Here is a 23,772-nt window from a genome sequence, read left to right on the forward strand (position 1 = left end):
CGCGCCGCCGACTCCTGGGGTCATGGAGGGTCCGTTTCGCTCGCCGGGACGGGGGACGACCTAGCTGCCCCGGTAACGACCCCGTACGGGGACGGTGACGCCCGGCGATGAAGGGATCACTCGTCAGCGTTACCTTGTGGCCCCTGGACGGAATCGGGGCCCGCGGGCTCTCTATAGACGTGATGCACGAGATTGTTACGGCCCCGGCGGACTTCGCGGAGTTCTACCGGACCGAGGCGGCGCGGGTGCAGCACGTGATGTGCGCGTTCGCGGGCCGCGAGCTCGGTGCGGAGGCGACCGCCGAGGGCTTCGCGCGGATGCTCGAGCGCTGGGAGCGGCTGCGCGAGCTGGGGCCGCCCCAGCGCCGCGCCTACGTGCTGACGACCGCGAAGAACTATGCGCGGCGGCGGGCGGAGGCGGAGTCGCGGTACATCGGCCTCGACGACCGCGAAGAACTATGCGCGGCGGCGGGCGGAGGCGGAGTCGCGGTACATCGGCCTCGACGACCGGCCGTGGGCCGAGCCCGTGGCCGACGACGAGGCGATCGGGCGGGTCGAGGACAGCCTCGGCCTCGAGGGGGCGGTGCGGCGGCTGATCGACTCGCTGCCGCCCCGGCGGCGCCAGGTGGCGCTGCTGTACTTCCTGCACGACGACGGCTACGCGCAGATCGCGAGCGTGCTCGAGATGAGCGAGTCGACCGTGCGCACGCACGTGGCCGAGCTGCGCAAGGTGCTGCAGCCCTACGTGCGCCGGTTCCAGCAGATCATGGAGGCGAGTGAGCATGGCCGAGCTTGACGAGGTGACCCGGGCGCTCGTGCGCCGGGCGTACGCGGGCGAGCCGTTCGACGCCGAGGCGGGCCTCGCCGAGGTGGTGCGGCGGGCCGGGCGCCCGCCGGTCGAGGAGTCCACTGTGGGCATCGAGCGCCGGCACGCGGTGAGCGTGCGGCGGCGGCGCCGGTGGGCGATGGCCGGCGTCTTCGCGGGCGTGGCCGGCCTGGTGCTGGTCGTCGGGGTGGCCACGGGGCGCCTCGGCGGAGGGGACGGGCGGCCGGTCGGCGCCGGCCCCTCCATCCAGCTCTCGCCGAGCGGGCCGCCGGTCTGGCCCTCGGGGATGCCGACGCCGACGATCTCGAACGGGCCGTTCCCGGGCGGCCCGGCGCCGGTCGGCCTGCCGAGCCAGTGCGCGGTCGGCTGGGACCTGGCGTTCACGGGCGGGCAGTTCACGGCCACCGACCCGGGCAGCAACTGCCCGCCGGTCGACCCCACCCGGCTGTGGCTGGTCGACGACGGCGCCAACGGGCTGCTGTTCCCCGGCTCGGGCAAGGTGTACCCGACGGTCACGACGGGGACCGCGATCAGCCCGCCGTTCTCGTTCCCGGTGCCGGGCATCCCGGCGCTGCAGCCGAACCACGCCTACTACCTGGCCTACGTGCCGGCGGGTGTCCACCCGACGGCGGGCCAGGACGCCTCGGAGGTACTCCAGCAGGCCCTCACCATTTCCGGGCCGGTCACCGGCTAGCCCAGGGCGATCCACACGTCGTCGAGGGTGCCGTGGAACTGGTCGTTGTCGGCGCCGTCGCCCTTGCCGCCGATGCTCAGCGGTACCGGGTTGGTGATGGCCAGGGTGGCCGGGATGGCGGTGGTGGCGTGCACGGCGCCGTCGACGAGCAGGGTCAGCGCCGTACCCGCGCGGCGGCATTCGAGGGTGTGCCACCGGCCGTCGGCGATCGAGACGTCGGAGCGGGCGACGTGGATGCCGCGCACGACGTTGTCGGACAGCACGCAGCTGGGCCGGCCGGCCTCGCCGTCGACCTGGAGCTTGTACTGGCTGCCGGAGGCCGAGTACCCCTTCTGCAGGATGTTCTCGCCGGAGCCGGTCTGGCCCTTGCCGAGCTTCACGGTCGCGCCGTAGCGGATCGGGTTCACGCCCGGGTTCAGCTCCGGCGCGTCCACGGCCTGCAGGACCGCGTGCGGGCAATTCCTGCCGCTGCACTTGGCCGGGAACGCCGCGGCGCGCCCGCCGTTGCGCGCGTCGAGCCTGACCTTGCCGCCGTGGCCCATGGACGCGACCAGGGCGTGGCCGTGGCCCGAGTCGTCGGCGACGGTCGTGCCGGTCTTGACGGCGTCGAAGGTGTACCGCGCGACGGTCACCGGCGCCGGGGCGCCGTCGGTGGCGCTCGCGGCCGACGGCGACGACATGCCGAGCAGCACACCGGCGGCACAGAGCGCCGCCGTCACATTCCCCCATGTCTTCATGTCCGAAATGTGACATATTAACGCTGCGTCAAACACGCGATTACACCATCGTGTCGGTTACTGTCCGCGTCCGTTCGGATGGGAGACTGTCGGTCATGCGGCTGGCGGTGATCGTGGCGGTCGCCGCCCTGGCCATCGGCGTGCCCGGGGTCGCCGCCGCCCACGCCGGCGGGCCGCAGGAGGTGTGCCGCATCACCGACCCGGCGGTCACCGAGGCGTCCGGCCTGGCCGCGCTGCCCGGCGGCGGTTACCTGGTGGAGAACGACTCCAACCTGGAGCCGCGCAAGACCCGCCTGTTCTACCTCGGCGCCGACTGCTCGCTGACGCGCAGCGTGGGGTACCCGACGACGGCCCGCGACCCCGAGGACCTGGCCGTGGACCGCAAGGGCACCGTGTGGATCGCCGACATCGGCGACAACAGCCCGCTGACCGGCGGCTCCGGCAAGCGCCGCGACACGATCGCGCTGTGGACGCTCGCGCCCGGGGCGAAAAACCTCAGGATCCATCGGCTGCGGTACCCCGACGGAGCCCCGCGCGACGCCGAGGCGCTGCTCATCGACGGGGCCGGCCGCCCGGTCATCGTCACCAAGGACCCCAGCGGCGAGGTGTTCCGCCTCGACACCCCGCTGCCGACCGACAACGCCGACGGCGCCCCGCTCACCGCCGTCGGCCGCTTCGAGGCCACGCACAGCGGCACCAGCAACCCGTTCGGCTTCCTCGGCGACGGCTTCGTCACCGGCGCGGCCGTCTCGCCCGACGGCACACGCGCGGTCGTGCGCACCTACGCCGACGCCTACGAGTTCGACGTGCCGGACGGCGACGTGGCCAAGGCGATCACCACGGGCCGGCCGAGGGTGACTCCGCTGCCGGACGAGCCGCAGGGGGAGGCGGTCGCGTACACCCCGGACGGCCGCGACTTCCTGACCGTCTCCGACCAGCCGGGCCCGGTGGCCATCCTGCGCTACACGGTGGACCGCCCGGTGCCGAGCCCCCCGCCGCCGTCGCCCTCGGCCGCCCCGCCGCTGGCAACGGCGGGACCGGATCGGACCGGCAAGGTCGCGCTGCTCACGGGGGCGTTCGTGGTTGTGGCCATCGGCCTGGTGGCCGCCGTGGCCCGGCGGGCCCGGCGGCGCAACGGAGCCGGCGCCGGCTGACCAGGCCTCCACCGTCGAGGCACGTGACTTTGAGACCCCTCGGTGTCGACGTGTATCGGCGCGCGTGACACGATCGCTACCGACAGATCAAGGGGGAGGTCGGGACCGCGGTGGTGCGCATCGAGACCGAGCGCGCGACGACGCGCGACATGCGCCGGCGCAACCGCTCCACGCTGCTGTCGGAGCTGTTCTTCCGCGGGCCGCTCAGCCGCCACGACCTGAGCCGCATCACCGGCCTCAGCGCCGCGACCGCCAGCAGCGTCACCGCCGAGCTGCTGCACGAGAACCTGATCATCGAGGCCGGCCAGATCGAGTCCGACGGCGGCCGCCCCCGCGTGCTGCTGCGGGTCAACCCCGACTTCGGCCGGCTCGTCGGCGCCGACGTCGGCGAGACCGGGGTCAAGGTCGAGCTGTTCGACCTGGCCATGAACCGCCTCGCCACCGTCGACGAGCCGCTGCCGTCCTCGCGCCCCGACCCGTCCGCGGTCGCCGGGCAGCTCGAGGCCGGGATCCGCGCCGTGCTGCGGGACACCGCGCCGGAGGCGGTCATCGGCATCGGGATCGGCGTGCCGGGCACGGTCGAGCAGGCCGACCCGCCGCTGGTGTACGCCCCGACGCTGGGCTGGCGCGGCGTGTCCTTCCACGCCCTGCTGCGCGAGCGCGGGATCACCGCCCCGCTGTTCGTGGAGAACGGCGCCAAGACCCAGGGCCAGGCCGAGATGTGGTTCGGCGCCGGCCGGGGCGCGGGCAACGCGGTCATCGTGCTGGTCGGCTCCGGCGTCGGGGCGGCCGTCATCACCAACGGCACCGTGTACCGCGGCGCGAGCAGCAGCGCGGGGGAGTGGGGCCACACCACGGTCGTCTACGGCGGCCGGCAGTGCCGCTGCGGCGCCCGCGGCTGCCTCGAGGCCTACGTCGGCGCCGAGGGGATCCTCGAGCGGTACCGCACCCTCGACCCGGACAGCCCGGCCGCCGACGGCGAGATCGCCGACGTGGCCGCGCTCATCGCCGCCGGCACCCCGGCCGCCGCCGAGACCCTGGCCGAGACCGCCGGCATGCTCGGCGCGGGCATCGGCAACCTGGTCAACCTGTTCAACCCCGAGCGTGTCGTGCTCGGCGGCTGGGCCGGCCTGGCCCTCGGCGCCCGCCTGCTCGACCGGATCCGCGAGGCCGCCCGCGAGCAGGCCCTGGAGCACCCGTTCGGCCAGGTCTCGATCGAGCTGTGCGAGCTCGGCCCCGACGCGGTGGCCTTCGGGGCCGCCACCCTGCCCATGGCCGAACTGCTCCGCCGGGCGTCCCGCCCGTAGCGAAAGCCCTGGGCAACGCCCTGATCACGGCTCGTCGCGAGGCTCAAGCCGACCTTAACGGCACCCCTTTTTTTGCCTCTTTTATTGACGCCTGATGAATCTGGTCATAGCCTGCCCTCAATCTGGAAGGGCGCTTAACAGATAGCCGACCGCCCAGTCGGCGCCCTTCCGGGGCCACCCTCATGAAAGGCCTCCCATGGCAGGAACCCGCCTGATCCGCCGCGGTGTGATCGTCGCCGCCGCCCTCGCCGTCGTCGGCGTGGTCGGCGTCGTGGCGATGAACTCCGCGTCCGCCGCCACCGTCGGGCCGATCACCGGCTACGGCAGCAAGTGCGTCGACGTGGCCGCGGCCAGCTCCGCGAACGGCACGCAGGTGCAGCTGTACACCTGCAACGGCACCACCGCCCAGCAGTGGACCATCGGCGACGACGGCACGATCCGCGCCCTCGGCAAGTGCCTGGACGTCGCCGCGGCCAGCTCCGCCAACGGCACCAAGGTGCAGATCTACGACTGCAACGGGACCACCGCCCAGAAGTGGACGCGCAACAGCGACGGCACCCTCCGCGCGCTGGGCAAGTGCCTCGACGCCACCGGCCCCTCCTCGGCCGACGGCACCCCGCTGCAGATCTGGGACTGCTTCGCCAGCGCCAACCAGAAGTGGACGCTGCCGGGCGGCACCACCCCGCCCACGTCGAACCCGCCGACGTCGAACCCGCCCGCGTCCAACCCCGCGATGGGCGCGGCGCCGTACGCGTACCTCGGCTGGGGCAACCTGCCCGACCCGCGCACCATCATGACCGCGACCGGCATCAAGTGGTTCACGATGGCGTTCATCCTCTCCAACGGCGCCTGCGACCCGCTGTGGGACGGCAACCGGCCGCTGACCGGCGGCCAGGACCAGACCACCATCAACAACATCCGCGGCGCCGGCGGTGACGTCGCCGTGTCGTTCGGCGGGGCCGCCGGACCGTGGCTGGAGCAGACCTGCAGCAGCGCGAGCGCGCTCGCCGCGGCCTACCAGAAGGTCATCAACGCCTACGGCCTCAAGGCGATCGACATCGACATCGAGGGCACGGTCTACAACAACCCGACCCTCCAGCAGCGCACGATCGACGCGCTGAAGACCGTCAAGGCCAACAACCCCAACACCGCCGTGTACGTCACGTTCCCGAGCGACCGCACCGGACCGGACTCCACGATGATCAACCGGGCGGCGGCCAGCGGCCTGACCGTCGACGCGTGGACCATCATGCCGTTCGACTTCGGCGCGGCCGGGCAGAACATGGGCAACCTGACGATCCAGGCCGCCGAGGGGCTCAAGAACGCGGTCAAGAACGGCTACCACTACACCGACGACCAGGCGTACCGGCACTCCGGCATCTCCTCGATGAACGGCATCACGGACGTCGGCGAGACCGTCACCGTGGCGGACTTCCGCACCATGCTGGCCTACGCCCAGCAGCACCACCTGGCCCGGTTCACGTTCTGGTCGGCCAACCGCGACCGGCCCTGCAACGGCGGCGGCACCGGGGACGACACGTGCAGCGGCGTCTCGCAGAGCGCGTGGGACTTCACCAAGGTGATCGCCCAGTACAAGGGCTAGAACCCGGACGGGTGCCCCGGTAAGCGGACGGCCGGGGCACCGGCACAGGAGGAGGCGGGCCGGTCATACACCCGAGGCCGGCCCGCCTTCTCCAAGAAGTGAGGTAACGCACGTTCCTTGTCGGGTGGCATACATCCGGGATTCAACGGGCCCGCGGCGCGCATAGGTTGCTCTTCGTCCAACGAAGACACCCCGCGTCAATGCGGTACCACATAAAGGAAATCCCGATGAAGCGCCTGCTGCCCGTCGTCTGCGCCGTGCTGCTGTTGACCGCCGCGTGCGGCGACGACAAGAAGGAAGCCCCCAAGACCGACTCCGCGCCCGCGTCCGCGGCGCCCGTCTCCGCCGCGCCGTCCACCTCCGGCTCGGCGAAGGCAACGGCGAAGGCGTCGGGGGCGGCCGGAAAGCTCGAGTTCTCCACCGTCGGCAAGATGACCGGAGAGCTGTTCACCAAGGACCCCGACTGCCCGTTCGGCCAGTGGGACGCCAACTCCACCGGCGTGGCGGCCAAGTACCGCTCCTCCGTATCGAGCTTCAAGCAGTTCGACTGCTACGAGAAGAAGAACGACGCGCTCCCGCACCGCGGCCAGCAGGCGATCTTCGTGGAGTTCAAGGCGGCCAACGCGGCCAAGGCCTACGCGCAGGACCAGGCGGCGACCTACCCGACGCTCATCGTCGGCAGCACCGTCGTCGTGGGCGGCACCGGCCTCGCGAAGACCGATGTCAAGGCGTGGCTGGAGTCGGTCAACGAGACCGCCGGCGGCGCGGGCGAGATCCTCGCCTAGGCGTGGGTCCCTGGGGTGGGAACGGCTCAGTCACGACACAGGCCTCACCGGTCGAGACCTGGTCGGCCGGCGGCGGCTCAGTTGACCCCACCCCAGAAGGGACCAGCAGTGACCTCACGCTTGAGGATCTGGCTCGCCGCCTCGGCGACCGTCGTGGCCGCCGCCGGCGTCGGCGTGTTCGCGATGGCGAGCGCGTCCGCCGCGACCGTCGGGCCGATCACCGGCTACGGCAGCAAGTGCGTCGACGTGGCCGCGGCCAGCTCCGCGAACGGCACGCAGGTGCAGCTGTACACCTGCAACGGCACCACCGCCCAGCAGTGGACCATCGGCGACGACGGCACGATCCGCGCCCTCGGCAAGTGCCTGGACGTCGCCGCGGCCAGCTCCGCGAACGGCACGAAGGTGCAGATCTACGACTGCAACGGCACGGCGGCCCAGCAGTGGTCGCGCAACAGCGACGGCACCCTGCGCTCGCTGGGCAAGTGCCTCGACGCGACCGGGCCGAGCTCGGCCGACGGCACGCCGCTGCAGATCTGGGACTGCTTCGCCAGTGCCAACCAGAAGTGGACGCTCCCGGGCGGCACCACCCCGCCGACCTCCAACCCGCCGACGTCGAACCCGCCCAACACCGGCAACCCCGACCTCGGGCCGAACGTGTCCGTCTTCGACCCGTCGATGTCGGCCGCGACCATCCAGAGCAAGCTCACGAGCGTCTTCAACGCCCAGCAGAGCAACCAGTTCGGCGCCCAGCGCTACGCGCTGCTGTTCCGGCCGGGCAGCTACAACGTCGACGCCAACGTCGGCTTCTACACCCAGGTCGCCGGTCTCGGCCTCTCGCCGGACCAGGTGACCATCAACGGGGCCGTGCACGCCGAGGCGGACTGGTTCCAGGGCAACGCGACCCAGAACTTCTGGCGCTCCGCCGAGAACCTGTCGGTCAACCCGACCGGCGGCACCGACCGGTGGGCCGTGTCGCAGGCCGCGCCGTACCGCCGCATGCACGTGCGCGGCAACCTCCAGCTCGACGACGGCGGCTGGTCCTCGGGCGGCTGGATCTCCGACTCGGCCGTCGACGGGCAGATCCGCTCCGGCTCGCAGCAGCAGTGGATCACCCGCAACTCCACCATGGGCAGCTGGACCGGCTCGAACTGGAACATGGTGTTCGTCGGCGACACCAACGCGCCCGGCGGCAACTTCCCGAACCCGCCCTACACGCGCGTGGCGCAGACCCCGGTCGTGCGGGAGAAGCCGTTCCTGTACGTCGACGGCTCCGGCAACTACCAGGTGTTCGTGCCGGGCCTGCGCACCAACTCGACCGGCAACTCGTGGCAGGGCGGCAACCAGCCCGGCTCGTCGCTGCCGATCGGCCAGTTCTACATCGTCAAGGCCGGTGCCACCGCGGCCTCGATCAACGCGGCCCTCGCGGCCGGGCAGAACCTGCTGTTCACCCCGGGCGTGTACCACGTCGACGACACCATCCGGATCACCCGCCCGGACACCGTCGTGCTCGGCCTCGGCCTGGCCACGATCGTGCCCGACAACGGCGTGACCGCGATGACCGTCGCCGACGTCGACGGCGTGAAGATCGCCGGCGTGCTCTTCGACGCGGGCACCGTCAACTCGCCGGTCCTGCTCGAGGTCGGCCCGAACGGTTCGGGCGCCGACCACTCGGCCAACCCGACCTCGCTGCACGACGTGTTCTTCCGCATCGGCGGCGCCACGGTCGGCAAGGCCACGGTGAGCCTGCGGATCAACAGCAACAACGTGATCGGCGACCACATGTGGATCTGGCGGGCCGACCACGGCAACGGCGGCACCGTCGGGTGGAGCACGAACACCGCCGCGAACGGGCTCGTCGTCAACGGCGCCAACGTCACCACGTACGGGCTCTTCGTCGAGCACTACCAGCAGTACCAGGTGATCTGGAACGGCAACGGCGGGCGCACGTACTTCTTCCAGAACGAGATCCCCTACGACGTGCCGAACCAGTCGGGCTGGTCCAGCGGCGGCGGGGCGCAGGGCTGGGCCGCCTACAAGGTCGGCGCGGGCGTCACCGCGCACGAGGCGTGGGGCCTGGGCAGCTACTGCTACTTCTCCACCAACCCCAGCGTGGTGCTCGGCCACTCCTTCGAGGTCCCGCAGACCGCCGGGGTCAAGTTCCACGACGTGGTGACGGTCTCGCTGGGCGGCACCGGCACCATCTCGCACGTCATCAACAGCACGGGGGCCGCGGTGAACAGCGGTCACCAGGTCGAGGACCTGGTCAGCTACCCGTAACGGCTAAGCTTCCCCGGTGCCGACCGTCCTGATCCTGGGCGGCACCGGGGAAGCCCGCCGGCTGGCCTCGGTGCCGCTGCCCGGGTACCGCGTGATCTCCTCCCTCGCCGGCCGCGTCGCCGACCCGGTGCTGCCGGCAGGGGAGGTCCGCATCGGCGGCTTCGGCGGCCCCGACGGGCTCGCGGCCTACCTCCGCGCCGAGCGCGTCGACGTGGTGGTGGATGCGACGCACCCCTTCGCCGCGCAGATCTCCGCCAATGCCGCATCCGCCTGCGCCTCGGCCGGAACGCGCCTGCTGGTGCTCCGCCGGCCGGGCTACGCGTTCGGCGGGCACCGGGTCGCGTCGCTGCGGGAGGCCGCCGCGGTGGTGCCGTCGCTGGGGGAGCGGGCCTTCCTCACCACCGGGCGGCAGAGCCTGCCGTACTTCCGCGGTCTCGCGATGTTCCTGCTCCTGCGGTGCGTCGACCCGCCCGAGGACGTTCCGTCCAATGTAGAGGTCCTGCTCGACCGGGGACCGTTCACTGTGGACGGTGAGACGGCGCTCCTGCGCGAGCACCGCATCGACGTCCTGGTCACCAAGGACAGCGGCGGCGCCCTGACGGCCGCGAAGCTCGACGCCGCGCAGGCCCTGGGGATCCCGGTGGTGGTCGTCGACCGCCCACCGGTCACCCCGGGCGTACCCGTGCTGTCCACAGTGGATGAGGTGCGCCGGCTACTGCTTCCGTAGCCAGAACCGCAGCCCGGCCGCCTCGTGCTCCACGGCGCCCGGCCACGATTCGAGGCCGGTGCCGAAGGCCGTCGCCAGCACCTCGTCGGCGATCGCCGCGGCGTGCTCGTCGAGGGCCCGCGCGGTCTCCGGGTCGTCCGTCGCGTAGCGCAGCTCGATGCGGTCCGCCACCTCCAGGCCGGTCGCCTTCCGCGACTCCTGCACCTGCCGGATCACCTCGCGGGCGATGCCGGCGCGGCGCAGCTCGGGCGTGATGTGCACGTCGAGCGCCACGGTCGCGCCGGCGTCGCTGGCCACCGCCCAGCCCTCGCGCGGCGTCTCGGTGAGGAACACGTCGTCGCGCTCGAGCGTCACCGGCTCCCCGCCGACGTCGAGGGTCGCCGTGCCTGTGTCGCGCAGCGCGGCGCTCAGCGCCGCGGCGTCGGTGGCGGCGACGGCGGCCGCGATCTCCTGGACGCGCTTGCCGTAGCGCTTGCCGAGGCTGCGGAAGTTGGCCTTGGCCGACGTGTTCACCAGCGAGCCGGTCAGCGACTCGACGGCCTGCACGTTGAGCTCCTCAGCGAGCAGCTCGAGCAGCGGCGCGTCGAGCCCCGGCACCGAGACCAGCACCCGGGCGAGGGGCTGGCGGGTCTTGACCGTCGCGTCCGCGCGGGCGGCCCGGCCGAGCTCGACCAGGCGCCGCACGAGCGCCATCTGCTCCGACAGGCCGGGGTCGACCAGGGCCGGGTCGGCGACCGGGTAGGCGGCCAGGTGTACCGACTCCGCCGCGCCGGGCGTCGTGGACACGACGAGGTCCTGCCAGACCCGTTCGGTCACGAACGGGGTGATCGGGGCCATGAGCAGCGTGACGGTGGTGACCGCCTCGTGCAGGGTGGCCAGGGCGGCCGGGTCGCCGCGCCAGAACCGGCGCCGGGCCCGCCGCACGTACCAGTTCGACAGGTCGTCGACGAACGCCGCGAGCAGCCGCCCGGCCTTCTGGGTGTCGAAGGCGGCCATCGCCGCGTCGACCGCGCCGACGAGCTGGTGGAGCTCGGAGACGACCCAGCGGTCCAGCACCGGCCGCTCGGCGACCGGCACGGTCTGCTCCGGCGTCCAGCCCGCGGTGCGCGCGTAGAGGCTCTGGAACGCCACGGTGTTCCAGTACGTCAGCAGGACCTTCCGCACGACCTCCTGGATGAGCGTCGGCCCGACCCGCCGCGCCGACCACGGCGAGCCGACGGCGGCCATGAACCAGCGCACCGCGTCGGCCCCGTGCCGCTCCAGCAGCGCCATCGGCTCCAGGATGTTGCCGAGGTGCTTGGACATCTTGCGGCCGTCCTCGGCCTGGATGTGGCCGAGGCAGACGACGTTGCGGTAGCTGGACCGGTCGAACACCAGCGTGCCGACGGCCATGAGGGTGTAGAACCAGCCGCGGGTCTGGTCGATCGCCTCGGAGATGAAGTCGGCCGGGTAGCTGCGCTCGAAGAGCTCGGTGTTCTGGTGCGGGTAGCCGTACTGCGCGAACGGCATGGCGCCGGAGTCGTACCAGGCGTCGATGACCTCGGGCACGCGCCGCGCGGTCGCGCCGCACGCGCAGGGCAGGGTGACCTCGTCGATGTAGGGCCGGTGCGGGTCGAGGCCGGACAGGTCGCGTCCGGCCCGTTCGCCGAGCTCTTCGAGGGACCCGACGCAGGTGAGGTGCCCCTCGTCGCAGCGCCAGATCGGCAGCGGGGTGCCCCAGTAGCGGCTGCGCGACAGGGCCCAGTCGACGTTGTTCGTCAGCCAGTCGCCGTACCGCCCGTGCTTGATCGACTCCGGGTGCCAGTTGGTCTGCTCGTTCTCCCGCAGCAGCGCGTCCTTGATCTGCGTGGTGCGGATGTACCAGGACGGCTGCGCGTAGTACAGCAGCGGCGTGTGGCAGCGCCAGCAGTGCGGGTACGAGTGCTCGTAGCCGACGTGCCGGAAGAGTCTTCCGGTCCTCGTCAGCTCCTCGACCAGCGTGGCGTCCGCGTCCTTGAAGAAGACGCCGCCGACCAGGTCCAGCTCGTCCTCGAACCGGCCGTCGGGGCGGATCGGGTTCACCATCGGCAGGTCGTACGCCTTGCAGGTGGCGTAGTCGTCGGCGCCGAACGCCGGCGCCTGGTGCACGAGGCCGGTGCCGTCCTCGGTGGTGACGTACGTGCCGAGGACCACGAAGTGCGCGCCCTCCATCGGCACGAGGTCGAACGGCCGGCGGTACGCCCAGCGCTCCATCTCCTTGCCGGTGAACGACTCCCCGGTGGTGGTGAACCGCTCGCCGAGGGCCTTGCCGACGAGCGGCTCGGCGACGACCAGGCGCTCCGTGCCGTCGGTGGCCACGACATAGGTGACATCCGGGTGTACCGCCACCGCGGTGTTGGACACGAGCGTCCACGGCGTGGTCGTCCACACGAGCAGGGACGCGTCCTTCGGGCCGGACGTCAGCGGGAACCGCACGAACACCGACGGGTCCGTGACCGTCTCGTAGCCCTGCGCCAGCTCGTGGTCGGACAGGCCGGTCTGGTCCCGCGGGCACCACGGCGAGACCCGGAAGTCCTCGGTGAGCAGCCCCTTGTCGAAGATCTGCTTGAGCGACCACCACACCGACTCGATGTACTGCGGGTCCATGGTCCGGTACGCCCGGTCCATGTCGACCCAGTAGCCCATGCGCTCGGTGAGCCGCCCGAACGCGTCGGTGTGCCGGGTGACCGACTCGCGGCACTTCGCGTTGAACTCGGCGACGCCGTAGGCCTCGATGTCCTGCTTGCCGGCGAAGCCGAGCTCCTTCTCGACGGCGAGCTCCACGGGCAGGCCGTGGCAGTCCCACCCCGCCTTGCGCGCGACGTGGAAACCCTTCATGGTCTTGTACCGCGGGAAGACGTCCTTGAACACGCGCGCCTCGATGTGGTGGGCGCCGGGCATGCCGTTGGCGGTCGGCGGGCCCTCGTAGAACACCCATTCGGGCCGGTCCTCGGACTGCGCGAGGCTGCGCCCGAAGACGTCGCGCTCCTTCCAGAGCGCGAGCACCTGATGATCCAGCTCGGACAGGTCGACCTGGGCCGGAACCGGACGATACATCTCGCTACCCCTCAGTCATGGCCACTCGTCCTTCGACGCGGGCGCCGAGTACGCGCCGCCGAGTATAGGCCGAGCGGGGGTGGCGCGGTTTGGGGATACGCGGCCCCTGGCCCGGCGCATATTGTTCAGCCAACGACAGCGGCGACATTCCGAGGACGGAAAACATGAGCGACTACGACGACGGCCAGCTCGACCCCGGCTTCACGGGCGACGAGCAGCCCGACTTCGGCGGCCAGGACGCCGGCTTCGGCCACTTCGAGGTGGGCCAGGAGCACAGCGCGGCCGACCAGCTGCACGAGGACCACGGCGCGGAGAACAACCTCAGCAACCAGTTCGGCGTGTTCGAGCACGACCACGCCCAGGCGGAGACGACCGCGCTCGAGCACGGCCAGCACATGGAGTACAGCGCCGGCTACGACGAGGGCGAGCAGCCCTCCTTCACCGGCGGCGACATCGACGACCTGCACAGCCGCCTGGGCAACCTGGGCGGCGAGGACGAGTCCGGCTCGGCCGGCCTCGGCGTGGCGGACCGCTGACCTTTCGACCGACCCCGGCCGGGCGACGAACCCGGCCGGGCCCCGCCGGCCCGGGGTCCTACGCGGCCGCGGACTCCTCGATCAGGTCGTCCTCCGTCGCGCCGCGGCGCCAGTAGCCGGTGAAGGTCACCCGGCGCTTGTCGAAGCCCCGCTCCTGGACGAGGTGGCGGCGCAGGGCCCGCACCTCGCCCGACTCGCCCGCGATGAAGGCGTACGGCACCCCCGGCGGGAGCTCGGCCGACCGCACGGGCGCCAGCAGGCCCGACGGGCAGTGCACGCCCGCCCCGCAGCGTGACGGTGCGGCGGCGATGAACGCGTGCACCGGCAGGCCGGCGCCGACGAAGGTGCGGATCGCGTCCAGGGCGGGCACCGCCGTCTCGTCGCCCGCGAGCAGGACCCACTCCGTGCCGGGCGGCGGCCGGAAGTCCACGCCGCCGTTGTCCGGGACCGTCGGGCCCAGCACGAGCAGGCGGTCCCCGACGCTCACGTCCGTGGCCCAGCGGATCGCCGGGCCGCCGCCCGGGTGCAGGGCGAAGTCGACGTCGAACTCGCCGTCGCGGGCCGCCGCGACCGTGTACGTGCGCATGATGCCGCGGGTCGCCGGGTCGAGGCGGCGCCACTGCGGGTACCAGTCGTCGTCGCGCGGCACGAGCGCCGCGGACTGGCCCGGGGCCGGGAAGAACAGCTTGAACCGCTGGTCGCGCCCGCCGCTGGCGAAGCGCTCGAGCGCGTCGCCGGCGAAGGTGACGCGCACGGCCGCGGGGGTCAGCGCCGTGTGCGCGACGACGTGCACGTCGAAGAAGTCGTAGGTCACGACGCGACCTTCTTCGCCCCCGTCAGCGCCTTGGCCAGGGTCTCCAGCGCGCCCGCGCACCCGGCGTGGCTGAAGCGCGGCTCGCTCTGCCACGGCACGACCTGGTCCGCCTTGACCGCGGCCAGGCCGGCCCACGTCGGCTTGGCGGTGAGGTCCCTGGGCTGCAGGGCCTGGGCGCGGCTGTCGAGCAGGATCACATCGGCCTTGTACCTGTCCGCGTTCTCCCAGCTCAGGTTCTCGAAGTACCCGCCGGTGACGGCCCCGGGCGCGATGACCTCGACGCCGAGCTCCTGGTAGTAGCTCAGGTCGGCGTACACCTTCGGGTCCGAGACGTAGAGCAGGTCCGGGCTCGCCGAGGCGGCCAGCACCTTGAGGCCCCCGTTGGCCTTCACCGCCGCCTTCACCGCGTCCGCGGCGGCGTCGAAGCGGGCCCTGGCGTCGGCGACCGGCTTGGCCGCGAGGTCGGCGCCGAGGGCCTTGGCGAGGTCGGCGTACCGCTGGATGACCTTCGGCAGCGAGGTGCGCGACACCGTGATGCCGACGCTCGGGGCGAGCGCGAGGATCTTGTCCCTGCTGTCGTCCGGCACGTACCAGAGCTGGTTCGGCTCGTACATGTTCGTGACGAGCAGCTCCGGGCGCAGCGCCGCGTACTTCTCGATGTTGAACTCGCCCCAGGCGTCGCCGAGCGACTCGACCCTGGCCGGGTCGAGCTCGCCGGCCAGGGCGTCCTTGCCGCCGTCGGCCGTCCTGATCGGGCCGAAGGTGCCGGCGATCGCGGACGTCACGCCGAAGTCGTGCAGGGCGGCGGCGGTGCCGACGTAGGCGACGACCTTCTTCGGCGCGGCCCCGAGGCTCACGTTCGTGCCGCGGTCATCGGTGAAGGCGAACGGATCTCCGCCGCCACCGCTCGCCGCCGGGCCGGCGCCGGCGCCGGACTTGTCGTCCCCGCAGGCGGCGAGCGCGCCGAGGCCGAGAACGCCGGCGAGCAGGCCGCGGCGGGACACGTTGAGGGACATGGTGGGTTGCCTCTCTCTCGATCGATGCTTAGGGTAGCCTCACCTTAGTTGATCGTGTCAAGGCGGTACCTTTGCTCCCATTCGCACGCCTCGCCGGGGCGGTCGGCGTCCTCGTCGTGGTCGCGGCGGCCAGTCTCGCCATCGGCGCCCGGGCCCTCAGCCCGGCCGAGGTGTGGCACGGCCTGACCGACGCGGGCTCGGCCGGCGCCACCGTCGTGCGCGACCTGCGGCTCCCGCGGACCGTCCTCGGCCTGCTCGCCGGCCTTGCCCTCGGCCTGGCCGGCGCCCTCATGCAGGCGCTGACCCGCAACCCGCTCGCCGACCCCGGCCTGCTCGGGGTCAACGCCGGCGCGTCGGCGGCGGTGGTGAGCGCCATCGCGTTCCTCGGCGTGACGGACCTCTCGGGCTACGTCTGGTTCGCCTTCGGCGGGGCGGCGCTGGTGTCCGTGCTGGTCCATGCCGTGGCCGGAGGGCGCGGCTCGTCCCCGGGCAGCCTGTCCCTCAGCGGTACCGCGGTCAGCGCCGCCCTGTACGCCTACGTCGCCGCGGTCCAGCTGCTGGACACCGCGTCCCTGGACCGGATGCGGTTCTGGACCGCCGGCTCGCTCGCCGCGGCCCGCCCCGGCACCGCGGCGCTGATCGCCCCGTTCGTGCTCGCCGGCGTCGTCATCGCCGCGCTGCTGGCCCGCCCGCTCAACGCCCTGGCCCTCGGCGACGACCCGGCCCGCGCGCTCGGCGCCCACCCGGGCCGCATCCGCGTCCTCGCCGCCGTGTCGATCGTGCTGCTGTGCGGGGCGGCGACCGCGGCCTGCGGCCCGATCGTGTTCCTCGGCCTCATGGTGCCGCACCTGGTCCGCCCGTTCACCGGCGCGGACGTGCGCCTCCTGCTGCTGTTCAGCGCGATCCTGGCCCCGGCCCTGCTGCTCGCCTCCGACGTCCTCGGCCGCGTGGTCGCCCGCCCCGGCGAGCTGCAGGTCGGCGTGGTCACCGCGGTCGTCGGCGGCGGCTTCTTCCTGGCCATCGTGCGCCGGCGGCGGACCACGTGAGCCGGCGCGGGCGCATCCGGGTCGCCGGGGTCGGCGCCGCCCTGGCCGCCGTCGCGATCGTCGTCGCGCTGGTCGCGATCGGCAGCGGCGACTACCCGATGAGCCTCGCCGACGTCGTACGCACGCTGCTCGGCCGGGGCTCGCCGGCCGACGAGTTCATCGTGCGGGACCTGCGCCTGCCCCGGGTCGTGACCGCCCTCGCCGCCGGGGGCGCCCTCGCCCTGGCCGGCGCGCTGTTCCAGTCCCTCGTGCGCAACCCGCTCGGCAGCCCCGACGTGCTCGGCTTCACCCAGGGCTCGGCCACCGGCGGCCTGCTCGCGGTCGTGGTCCTCGGCGGCGGTACCACCGCCGTGGCCGCCGGCTCCGTGCTGAGCGCGACCGCCACCGGCGCCGCCATCTACCTGCTGGCCTGGCGCGGCGGCGGGCACGGGCACCGGCTGATCCTCGTCGGCATCGGCGTGGCCGGCATCCTCACCGGCGTCAACAGCTACCTGCTCATCCGGGCCAACATCGTCGACGCGGCCCGGGCCGTGCTCTGGCTGACCGGCAGCCTCGACGGCCGCGGCTGGGGCCACGCCGCCGTCGCCGGCGGGGCGGTCGTGCTGCTCACCCCGGTCGTCGCCGCCCTCGGCCCGGCCCTGGCCAACCTCGAGCTCGGCGACGACCCGGCCCGCGCGCTCGGCGTCGACGTCGGCTTCGTGCGCCTGACCGCGCTGGCCGGGGCGGTGCTGCTCGCCGCCGCGGCGTCGGCCGCCGCCGGGCCGGTGCTGTTCGTCGCGCTCACCGCCCCGCAGCTGGCCCGCCGCCTCACCGGGGCGTCGGGCCCGAACCTGCTGCCGTCGCTGTTCCTGGGGGCCGCCCTGCTCACCGGGGCCGACGTGCTGGCCCAGCGTCTCTTCCCCGGCCACCAGCTCCCGGTCGGCGTCGTCACCGGCCTGCTCGGCGGCGGGTACCTCATCCTGCTGCTGGCCCGCACCGCAAGGAGAGCCCGTGTCTGACCGCCTGCGCGGCACCGACCTGACCCTCGGCTACGACGGCCGCACCGTCGCCGAGGGCCTCTGCATCGACATCCCGGACGGCTCGTTCACCGTGATCGTCGGCCCCAACGCGTGCGGGAAGTCGACGCTGCTGCGCGCCCTGGCCCGGGTACTGCGCCCCAAGGCCGGCACCGTCCTGCTCGACGGCCGCGACATCGCCACCCGCCCGGCCCGTGAGGTCGCCCGCACCCTCGGCCTGCTCGCCCAGACCGCGATCGCCCCCGACGGCATCACCGTCGCCGACCTGGTCTCCCGCGGCCGCTACCCGCACCGCGGCCCGCTGAGCACCTGGAGCGCCGCCGACGAGGCGGCCGTGCGGTGGGCCCTCGACGCGACCGCGGTCACCCCGCTGGCCACGGCGTTCGTCGACGAGCTCTCGGGCGGCCAGCGCCAGCGCGTCTGGATCGCGATGGTCCTGGCCCAGGAGACGCCGCTGCTGCTGCTGGACGAGCCGACCACGTACCTCGACATCGCCCACCAGATCGACATCCTCGAGCTGTGCGCGCGGCTGCACCGCGAGCACGGCCGCACCCTGGTCGCCGTGCTGCACGACCTGAACCTGGCCGCCCGCTACGCCACCCACCTCGTGGCCATGCGCGACGGCCGCATCCGGGCCGAGGGCCCGCCGGCCGAGGTGGTCACGGAGGCGCTGATCGAGGAGGTCTTCGCGCTGCCCTGCCGCGTGATCCCCGACCCGGAGACCGGCACCGCGCTCGTCATCCCCCGTCGCCGCGCGGGCCCCACCCGGCCGACGGGGTGACCGGGCGCGGGGTGTCGAGCGGACCGACCGGGCGGCCCTCGTACTGCGTCGAGAGCACCACGTGCGTGCGGAGCTCGCCGTGCGTGCCGATCCGCTCGACCACGCCCTCGAAATGGGTCAGGTCCCGGGCCCGCAGCTCCAGCAGGGTGCAGTACTCCCCGGAGAGGCGGTGGATCGCGGCCACCTCCGGGTAGTCCGCCTCGGCCGTCGTGCGCAGCAGGCACGCGCCCGGGCGGCAGCGCAGCTGGACGAACGCCCGGACCTCCTGCCCGACCGCGGCCGGGTCCACCGTCGCGCGGTAGCCCGCGATGACGCCCGCCTCCCGCATCCGCCGCACGCGCTCGGCCACGGCGGGCGGCGACAGGTGCACCCGCCGGGAAAGCTCGTTGAAGGACAGCCGCGCGTCGGCCTGCAGTTCGGCGAGCAGCCGCCAGTCGACCGCGTCCGGTTCGAACGATCGTGAAGTGGCCATGCCGATCACGGTACGAGCGCAAGGTCTTTCGCGGGTACCGGCCTGCGCCGGCCATGGGCCGGCAGTCCCGATCTGCCTACGGTTTACCGGCATGACCTGGTTGTGGATGGCCGCCGCGGTCGGCGGCTTCGCGCAGTCCCTCGCCGGCGCCGCCGGTGCCCTGCTCGCCGAGCGCGTCGGCGGCGGACCCGCGGCGGCCGGCCTGCCGCAGGCCGCGCTCGTCGCCGGGGCGGCCCTCGCCGCGCTCGCCCTGTCCGCGCTCACCCGGCGCGCCGGCCGGCCCCGGGCGCTCGCGGCCGGGGCCCTGACCGCAGCCGGCGGCTGTGCGGTCGTGATCGTCGCGGGGCACCTCGGCAGCCTGCCGCTCGTGCTCGCCGGCACGCTGCTGTCCGGGGCCGGGAACACGGCGGTGACCCTGACCCGGTACGCGGCGGCCGAGCTCGCGGGCACGATGACCGCCGTGCTCACCGCGACGGCCGCGGGCGCGGTCGCCGGGCCGCTGCTGCTCGGGTTCGCCGACCCGTACTTCGGGGCCGCCGCCGGCTTCGTCCTCGCCGCCGCCTGCTACCTGCCGGTGCGGGGGCGGGCGGCGGCGACCGCTACCGCGCCGGCGACCGCTACCGCGCCGGCGACCGCTACCGAGCCCATGACCGCTACCGAGCCCACGACCGCGCGGCCGCCGGCGCCGACCGGGCCGCCGAGCCGGGCCGGGCTCGCGATCCTCACCTTCGCGAACCTCGTCATGGTCGGGGTGATGACGTTCGCGCCGGTGCACCTGGCGCACGCGGGCGCGTCCCGCACCATGATCGGCCTGGTGGTCAGCGCCCACATCGCCGGCATGTTCGCCCCGTCGGTGGTGTCCACGCGCCTGGTGGCCGCGGGCGGGGCCGCCCGCACCGCGCTGCTCGGGGCCGGCGTGCTGGTCCTGGCCTGCGTGGGGGTCGGCGCCGGGGCGCTCGTCGCGGGACTGTTCCTGCTCGGCGCGGGCTGGAACCTCTGCCTCGTCGCGGGCAGCACCCTGCTCGTCGACGGCGTGCCGGGGCCCGCGCGCCCCCGGCTCGAGGGCTGGGGCGAGGTCGGCATGGGGGCGGCCGCCATGACCGGTGGCGGGCTGTCCGGACCTCTCGCCGCGAGCGCCGGCTACCCGGCCCTGGCCTGGACCGGGGCCGCGCTGGCGGCCGCCTTCGCCGCCGTCGCGCTGGTGCGAGTCCTCCGGCGGGGTAGCGGCGCCGCGTCCGCGCCGCGGGAGCGCCGCCGTGATCAAGCGGCCGCGCGTCAGGCGGGGTAGCGGCGCCGCGTCCGCGCCGCGGGAGCGCCGCCGTGATCAGGCGACCGCGCGTCAGGCGGGGTAGCGGCGCCGCGTCCGCGCCGCGGGAGCGCCGCCGTGAATCAAGCGGCCGCGCGTCAGGCGGGGTAGCGGCGCCGCGTCCGCGCCGCGGGAGCGCCGCCGTGAATCAAGCGGCCGCGCGTCAGGCGGGGTAGCGGCGCCGCGTCCGCGCCGCGGGAGCGCCGCCGTGATCAGGCGACCGCGCGTCAGGCGGGGTAGCGGCGCGGGGTCCACACCACCGGAGCGCCGCCGTCCTCGCGGTCGCGGACTCGCGTCTGGGACGAGCCGATGATGAGCAGCGTGCGCATGTCCACCTCGGACGGGTCCAGCTCGGCCAGGCGCACCACGCGCACCGACTCCTCCGGGCCGCCCACGTCGCGCCCGATCACCACCGGGGTGTCGGCCGCGCGGTGGGCCAGCAGGAGGGTCTTCGCCGCCTCGACCTGCCAGGTGCGGGACTTCGAGCCGGGGTTGTACACGGCGATGACGAGGTCCGCGCGCGCCGCGGCCCCGAGGCGGGACGCGATGACGTCCCACGGCTTGAGGCGGTCCGACAGCGACAGCACGCAGAAGTCGTGGCCCAGCGGGGCGCCCGCGCGGCTCGCCACGGCCTGGGCCGCGGTCAGGCCCGGCAGGACGCGGACCGGCACGTCCTTCCAGCGCGGCTCGGCCGCGACCTCCAGCACCGCGGCGGCCATCGCGAACACACCCGGGTCGCCGGAGGAGACGACCGCGACGCGGCGGCCCTCCCTGGCCAGGGCCAGCGCGAACTCGGCGCGCTCGGCCTCGACGCGGTTGTCGGAGGCGTGCCGGCGCTGGCGCGGGTTGCCGGGGACGCGGGCCAGGTACGGGCCGTAGCCCACGAGGTCGTCGGCGGCGGCGAGCGCGGCCTGGGCCTCGGGCGTGAGCCAGTCGCGGCCGCCCGGGCCGAGGCCGACCACGACCACCTCGCCCACGGGCGCCGGCGCGGGCCGCTCGGCCAGGGCCGCGGCGGTCTCGTCGTGCACGCGGGAGGGCAGCAGGGCGATGGAGAAGTACGGCACCGAGCCCGGGTCGACCCCGGCCAGCGGGGCGGCGCGCTCGCCGGCGGTGGTGGCGCGCTCGACGTACCAGGCGTCGTCGAGCCGGCCCGCCCGCTCGAGCGCGTCCCGCACCTTGCCGAACGTGCGGCCCAGCTTCAGCACCGCCGCCGAGTCGGTGGCGGCGAGGCGCTCGGCGAGCACCTCCTCGGGCAGGGTGCCCGGCAGCACGGTGAGCACCTCGTCGCGCTCGACGAGCGGGCGGCCCAGCACCGCCGAGGCGGCGGCCACGGACGTCACGCCCGGGACGACCTCGGTGGGGTACCGCTGCCGCAGTCGCTTGTGCATGTGCATGTAGGAGCCGTAGAACAGCGGGTCGCCCTCGCAGAGCACGACCACGTCCCGGCCCGCGTCGAGGTGTGCGGCCAGCCGCGCCGCCCACGCGTCGTAGTGCTCCTCGATGACGCCCCGGTAGTCGGGCGTGTCCTCGGTCGTCACCGGGTAGACGAGGGCCTCCTCGACCTGCTCCGGGCGCAGGTACGGCGCGGCGATCGCGCGGGCGATGCTGCGGCCGTGGCGGGCGCTGTGGTAGGCGACGACGGGCGCCGCGGCGATCAGCCGGGCCGCCTTCACCGTCATCAGCTCGGGGTCCCCGGGCCCGAGACCTACGCCGTACAGCCGCCCACTTTCCTCGCTCATGCTGCGTCACTCATTCCAATTCGCTCGCGATCGCGTTGACGGCGGCGGCCGTCATCGCGCTGCCGCCCCGGCGGCCGTGCACCACCAGGTGCTCGAGGCCGGACGCAGCCAGCGCCGCCTTTGACTCGGCGGCGCCGATGAACCCGACCGGGATGCCGATCACCGCGGCGGGCGTGCCGGCCCCCTCGGCGACCAGCTCCAGCAGCCGGAACAGGGCGGTGGGGGCGTTGCCGACGGCCACCACGGCGCCGTCGATGCGGCCCCGCCACAGCTCGAGCGCGGCCGCGCTGCGCGTGTTGGCCAATTCTAGAGCCAGCGGCGGTACCGCCGGATCGCGCAGCGTGCACACGACCTCGTTGTCCCGGGGCAGCCGCGCGCGGGTCACCCCCGACGCGACCATCTCGGCGTCGCAGAGGATCGGCGCGCCCGAGCGCAGGGCGGCGCGCGCGGCCGCGACGACGCCGGGGGAGTAGCCGACGTCGGCGGGCAGGTCGACCATGCCGCAGGCGTGGATCATGCGGACCGTGACCCGGGCCACGTCGTCCGGCAGCCCGGACAGGTCGGCCTCGGCCCGGATGGTGGCGAACGAGCGCCGGTAGATCTCGGCCCCGTCGCGGATGTAGTTACTCACCCGGTCACGCTCCGGCGGTAGCCCGCGCCCGTCGCCAGCATCTCCACGTGCCTTCCCTTCGGCGCGCCGCACCGGCGCTCGCATCCGACCCAGTGCGCCGGCTCGTGCGTGCCCGCGGCCACCGCGGCCCGGGCGTCCGCGCGGACGTCGGCGAGCGCCTTGGCGCAGCCCGGCCGGCCGGCGCACGCGGTCACCCCGGCCCACGGCGAGGCGGGGTCGGCGACGAGTCCGGACGCCACAGCGTCGGGCATCGCCGGAGCCGGGACCACGACGGTCCGCCACGGGGTGACGATGATCTCTTCCGCCGCGGCCGCGAGCGCCGCCGACTGGGCCGCGGTGAGCAGCCCGAGCGGCACGACGAGCACCGCGGACGAGCCGTGGATCCCGGGCTCGGGCGCGTCCGAGCGCGCGAGCCGGACGGACGCGAGCCCGGTGCCGAGCCGCGCGGCCACCCGGGCCGGGCCGTCGGCCAGCTCGGCGAGCCGCCACGCGTTGGCGCCCTGCGCGGCCCGCTCGGCCAGGAAGGCCTCCGCGGCGCGGACGAGCAGCTCGGGGCCGCCGTGAAGCTCAGTGGGTACACCCGCCAGAACCAACCGGGAACCGTGCCGGCCCACGTCGCCGAGCAGCGGCGTCACGTCGCCGCGGCCGTCATCGATCGTGGCCAGGAACCGGCCCGGCAGCCCCGCGAGGGCGGGCGTGGCGCACAGCAGCGCGTCGAACTCGGCGACCAGCGGGCGGACCGCGGCGCCCAGCGGGCTGGCGACGATGTTGCGGACCCGCTCGTGGGTGGCCGAGGGCAGCAGGCCGGCGTCGGTCAGGCGGGCCGCCAGCTCGTGCTCGGCACCCGGCCGCAGCGCCCTGACCTGCACGTTCCCGCGGGAGGTGAGCTCCAGGGCGGGGTCGCCGAGTTCGGCCGCGGCGGCGCCCAGGACCGCGAGCTGGGCCCCGGTGATCCGCCCGCCGGGCAGCCGGACGCGCGCCAGCCCGCCGTCGGCGGCCGCGTGGACCTGCACGGCGCCGGGGCACCGGTCGGGGGCGTCGCGTCCGCTGGGAGCCTGCACGGGGCGGATACTACCTGCGCTTGACGGCGCCCAGGCTCGTCCTGAAGAGTTGGCGGCGCTGTACAACGGCGATGTGGGAGGAACCCGGTGCGAGTCCGGGACGGTCCCGCCACTGTGACCGGAGACGATCCGGGAGCCAGGATACTTTCCGTCGCCGGACCCAACCCACC

Annotated in this window: 21 protein-coding genes and 1 riboswitch; of the genes, 13 read left to right on the top strand and 8 right to left on the bottom strand. The window is 74.0% G+C overall.

The genetic code is table 11. From position 1 onward, the window contains the following. Nucleotides 1–396: 396 nt before the first annotated feature. Together ACPPVO_RS13395 and ACPPVO_RS13400 are read left to right on the top strand one after the other, a co-directional pair. Nucleotides 397–795, top strand: a complete 399-nt coding sequence (locus tag ACPPVO_RS13395) for an RNA polymerase sigma factor (RefSeq protein WP_426511522.1) — start codon at nt 397–399, stop codon at nt 793–795. Further along, nucleotides 782–1,519 carry a hypothetical protein gene (locus ACPPVO_RS13400; RefSeq protein ID WP_426511523.1) on the top strand — a complete coding sequence of 246 codons (738 nt, stop codon included), beginning with the start codon at nt 782–784 and terminating at the stop codon, nt 1,517–1,519. Before ACPPVO_RS13395 ends, ACPPVO_RS13400 begins: the two co-directional genes overlap by 14 nt. Here the strand turns inward: ACPPVO_RS13400 and ACPPVO_RS13405 are convergent. After that, complete coding sequence (locus ACPPVO_RS13405) at nt 1,516–2,256, bottom strand: laminin G domain-containing protein (RefSeq protein ID WP_426511524.1); 741 nt, start codon at nt 2,254–2,256, stop codon at nt 1,516–1,518. The genes ACPPVO_RS13400 and ACPPVO_RS13405 overlap by 4 nt on opposite strands. 95 nt (nt 2,257–2,351) lie before the next feature. Between ACPPVO_RS13405 and ACPPVO_RS13410 the strand changes: the two genes are divergently transcribed. The 6 genes from ACPPVO_RS13410 to ACPPVO_RS13435 all read left to right on the top strand — a co-directional run bounded on the left by ACPPVO_RS13410 (nt 2,352) and on the right by ACPPVO_RS13435 (nt 10,109). Beyond that, a complete protein-coding gene (locus ACPPVO_RS13410; RefSeq protein WP_426511525.1) occupies nt 2,352–3,410 on the top strand; it encodes a hypothetical protein in 1,059 nt (352 codons plus the stop codon). A 110-nt stretch (nt 3,411–3,520) separates the two neighbouring features. Next, nucleotides 3,521–4,717, top strand: a complete 1,197-nt coding sequence (locus ACPPVO_RS13415; RefSeq protein WP_360377844.1) for an ROK family protein — start codon at nt 3,521–3,523, stop codon at nt 4,715–4,717. Between the two features lie 196 nt (nt 4,718–4,913). Next, nucleotides 4,914–6,320 (top strand): ricin-type beta-trefoil lectin domain protein, encoded by a 1,407-nt coding sequence (locus tag ACPPVO_RS13420; protein ID WP_426511526.1) that lies wholly within the window; start codon nt 4,914–4,916, stop codon nt 6,318–6,320. A gap of 227 nt (nt 6,321–6,547) precedes the next feature. Further along, a complete protein-coding gene (locus ACPPVO_RS13425; RefSeq protein ID WP_426511527.1) occupies nt 6,548–7,105 on the top strand; it encodes a hypothetical protein in 558 nt (185 codons plus the stop codon). Between the two features lie 108 nt (nt 7,106–7,213). Further along, the gene (locus tag ACPPVO_RS13430) at nt 7,214–9,382 is read left to right on the top strand and encodes a ricin-type beta-trefoil lectin domain protein (protein ID WP_426511528.1); all 2,169 of its coding nucleotides are present in this window, start codon (nt 7,214–7,216) and stop codon (nt 9,380–9,382) included. 16 nt (nt 9,383–9,398) lie between these two features. Then, nucleotides 9,399–10,109 carry a cobalt-precorrin-6A reductase gene (locus tag ACPPVO_RS13435; protein WP_426511529.1) on the top strand — a complete coding sequence of 237 codons (711 nt, stop codon included), beginning with the start codon at nt 9,399–9,401 and terminating at the stop codon, nt 10,107–10,109. On the opposite strand, the gene ileS is transcribed toward ACPPVO_RS13435, so the two are convergent. Beyond that, nucleotides 10,095–13,184 (bottom strand): isoleucine--tRNA ligase, encoded by a 3,090-nt coding sequence (gene ileS, locus ACPPVO_RS13440; protein WP_426511530.1) that lies wholly within the window; start codon nt 13,182–13,184, stop codon nt 10,095–10,097. The two genes, ACPPVO_RS13435 and ileS, sit on opposite strands and share 15 nt — an antisense overlap. A gap of 164 nt (nt 13,185–13,348) precedes the next feature. Here ileS and ACPPVO_RS13445 point away from each other — a divergent pair, with 164 nt between their 5' ends. Then, complete coding sequence (locus ACPPVO_RS13445) at nt 13,349–13,720, top strand: hypothetical protein (RefSeq protein ID WP_426511531.1); 372 nt, start codon at nt 13,349–13,351, stop codon at nt 13,718–13,720. 58 nt (nt 13,721–13,778) lie between these two features. Here ACPPVO_RS13445 and ACPPVO_RS13450 read toward each other — a convergent pair whose 3' ends face one another. After that, complete coding sequence (locus tag ACPPVO_RS13450; protein WP_426511532.1) at nt 13,779–14,534, bottom strand: siderophore-interacting protein; 756 nt, start codon at nt 14,532–14,534, stop codon at nt 13,779–13,781. Then, nucleotides 14,531–15,550 carry an ABC transporter substrate-binding protein gene (locus tag ACPPVO_RS13455; RefSeq protein ID WP_426511533.1) on the bottom strand — a complete coding sequence of 340 codons (1,020 nt, stop codon included), beginning with the start codon at nt 15,548–15,550 and terminating at the stop codon, nt 14,531–14,533. Before ACPPVO_RS13455 ends, ACPPVO_RS13450 begins: the two co-directional genes overlap by 4 nt. A gap of 71 nt (nt 15,551–15,621) precedes the next feature. Between ACPPVO_RS13455 and ACPPVO_RS13460 the strand changes: the two genes are divergently transcribed. Genes ACPPVO_RS13460 through ACPPVO_RS13470 form a run of 3 tightly spaced genes read left to right on the top strand, consistent with a single transcriptional unit; the run spans nt 15,622 to nt 18,393 of the window. Next, a complete protein-coding gene (locus tag ACPPVO_RS13460; RefSeq protein ID WP_426511534.1) occupies nt 15,622–16,596 on the top strand; it encodes a FecCD family ABC transporter permease in 975 nt (324 codons plus the stop codon). Next, a complete protein-coding gene (locus tag ACPPVO_RS13465; RefSeq protein WP_426511535.1) occupies nt 16,593–17,594 on the top strand; it encodes a FecCD family ABC transporter permease in 1,002 nt (333 codons plus the stop codon). The genes ACPPVO_RS13460 and ACPPVO_RS13465 overlap by 4 nt, the downstream gene beginning before the upstream one ends. After that, a complete protein-coding gene (locus ACPPVO_RS13470) occupies nt 17,587–18,393 on the top strand; it encodes an ABC transporter ATP-binding protein (protein ID WP_426511536.1) in 807 nt (268 codons plus the stop codon). The genes ACPPVO_RS13465 and ACPPVO_RS13470 overlap by 8 nt, the downstream gene beginning before the upstream one ends. On the opposite strand, the gene ACPPVO_RS13475 is transcribed toward ACPPVO_RS13470, so the two are convergent. Beyond that, on the bottom strand, nt 18,350–18,865 hold the full coding sequence (locus ACPPVO_RS13475; RefSeq protein WP_426511537.1) for an Lrp/AsnC family transcriptional regulator: 516 nt from the start codon (nt 18,863–18,865) through the stop codon (nt 18,350–18,352). The genes ACPPVO_RS13470 and ACPPVO_RS13475 overlap by 44 nt on opposite strands. Nucleotides 18,866–18,956: 91 nt before the next feature. On the opposite strand from ACPPVO_RS13475, the gene ACPPVO_RS13480 reads away from it, so the two are divergent. Next, nucleotides 18,957–20,153 (top strand): MFS transporter, encoded by a 1,197-nt coding sequence (locus ACPPVO_RS13480; RefSeq protein WP_426511538.1) that lies wholly within the window; start codon nt 18,957–18,959, stop codon nt 20,151–20,153. 245 nt (nt 20,154–20,398) lie between these two features. Here the strand turns inward: ACPPVO_RS13480 and ACPPVO_RS13485 are convergent, their stop codons facing one another. From ACPPVO_RS13485 to ACPPVO_RS13495, 3 genes are read right to left on the bottom strand one after another with little or no spacing between them, the layout of a single operon-like run. Then, complete coding sequence (locus ACPPVO_RS13485; protein ID WP_426511539.1) at nt 20,399–21,910, bottom strand: precorrin-2 C(20)-methyltransferase; 1,512 nt, start codon at nt 21,908–21,910, stop codon at nt 20,399–20,401. A gap of 10 nt (nt 21,911–21,920) precedes the next feature. Further along, nucleotides 21,921–22,541 carry a precorrin-8X methylmutase gene (locus tag ACPPVO_RS13490; protein ID WP_426511540.1) on the bottom strand — a complete coding sequence of 207 codons (621 nt, stop codon included), beginning with the start codon at nt 22,539–22,541 and terminating at the stop codon, nt 21,921–21,923. Beyond that, complete coding sequence (locus ACPPVO_RS13495) at nt 22,538–23,602, bottom strand: precorrin-3B synthase (protein ID WP_426511541.1); 1,065 nt, start codon at nt 23,600–23,602, stop codon at nt 22,538–22,540. The genes ACPPVO_RS13490 and ACPPVO_RS13495 overlap by 4 nt, the downstream gene beginning before the upstream one ends. Nucleotides 23,603–23,635: 33 nt before the next feature. Continuing rightward, nucleotides 23,636–23,769: riboswitch (cobalamin riboswitch) on the top strand. Nucleotides 23,770–23,772: the final 3 nt, after the last annotated feature.

The sequence above is a fragment of the Dactylosporangium sp. McL0621 genome, assembly GCF_049995355.1.
Classification (GTDB): Bacteria; Actinomycetota; Actinomycetes; order Mycobacteriales; family Micromonosporaceae; genus Dactylosporangium.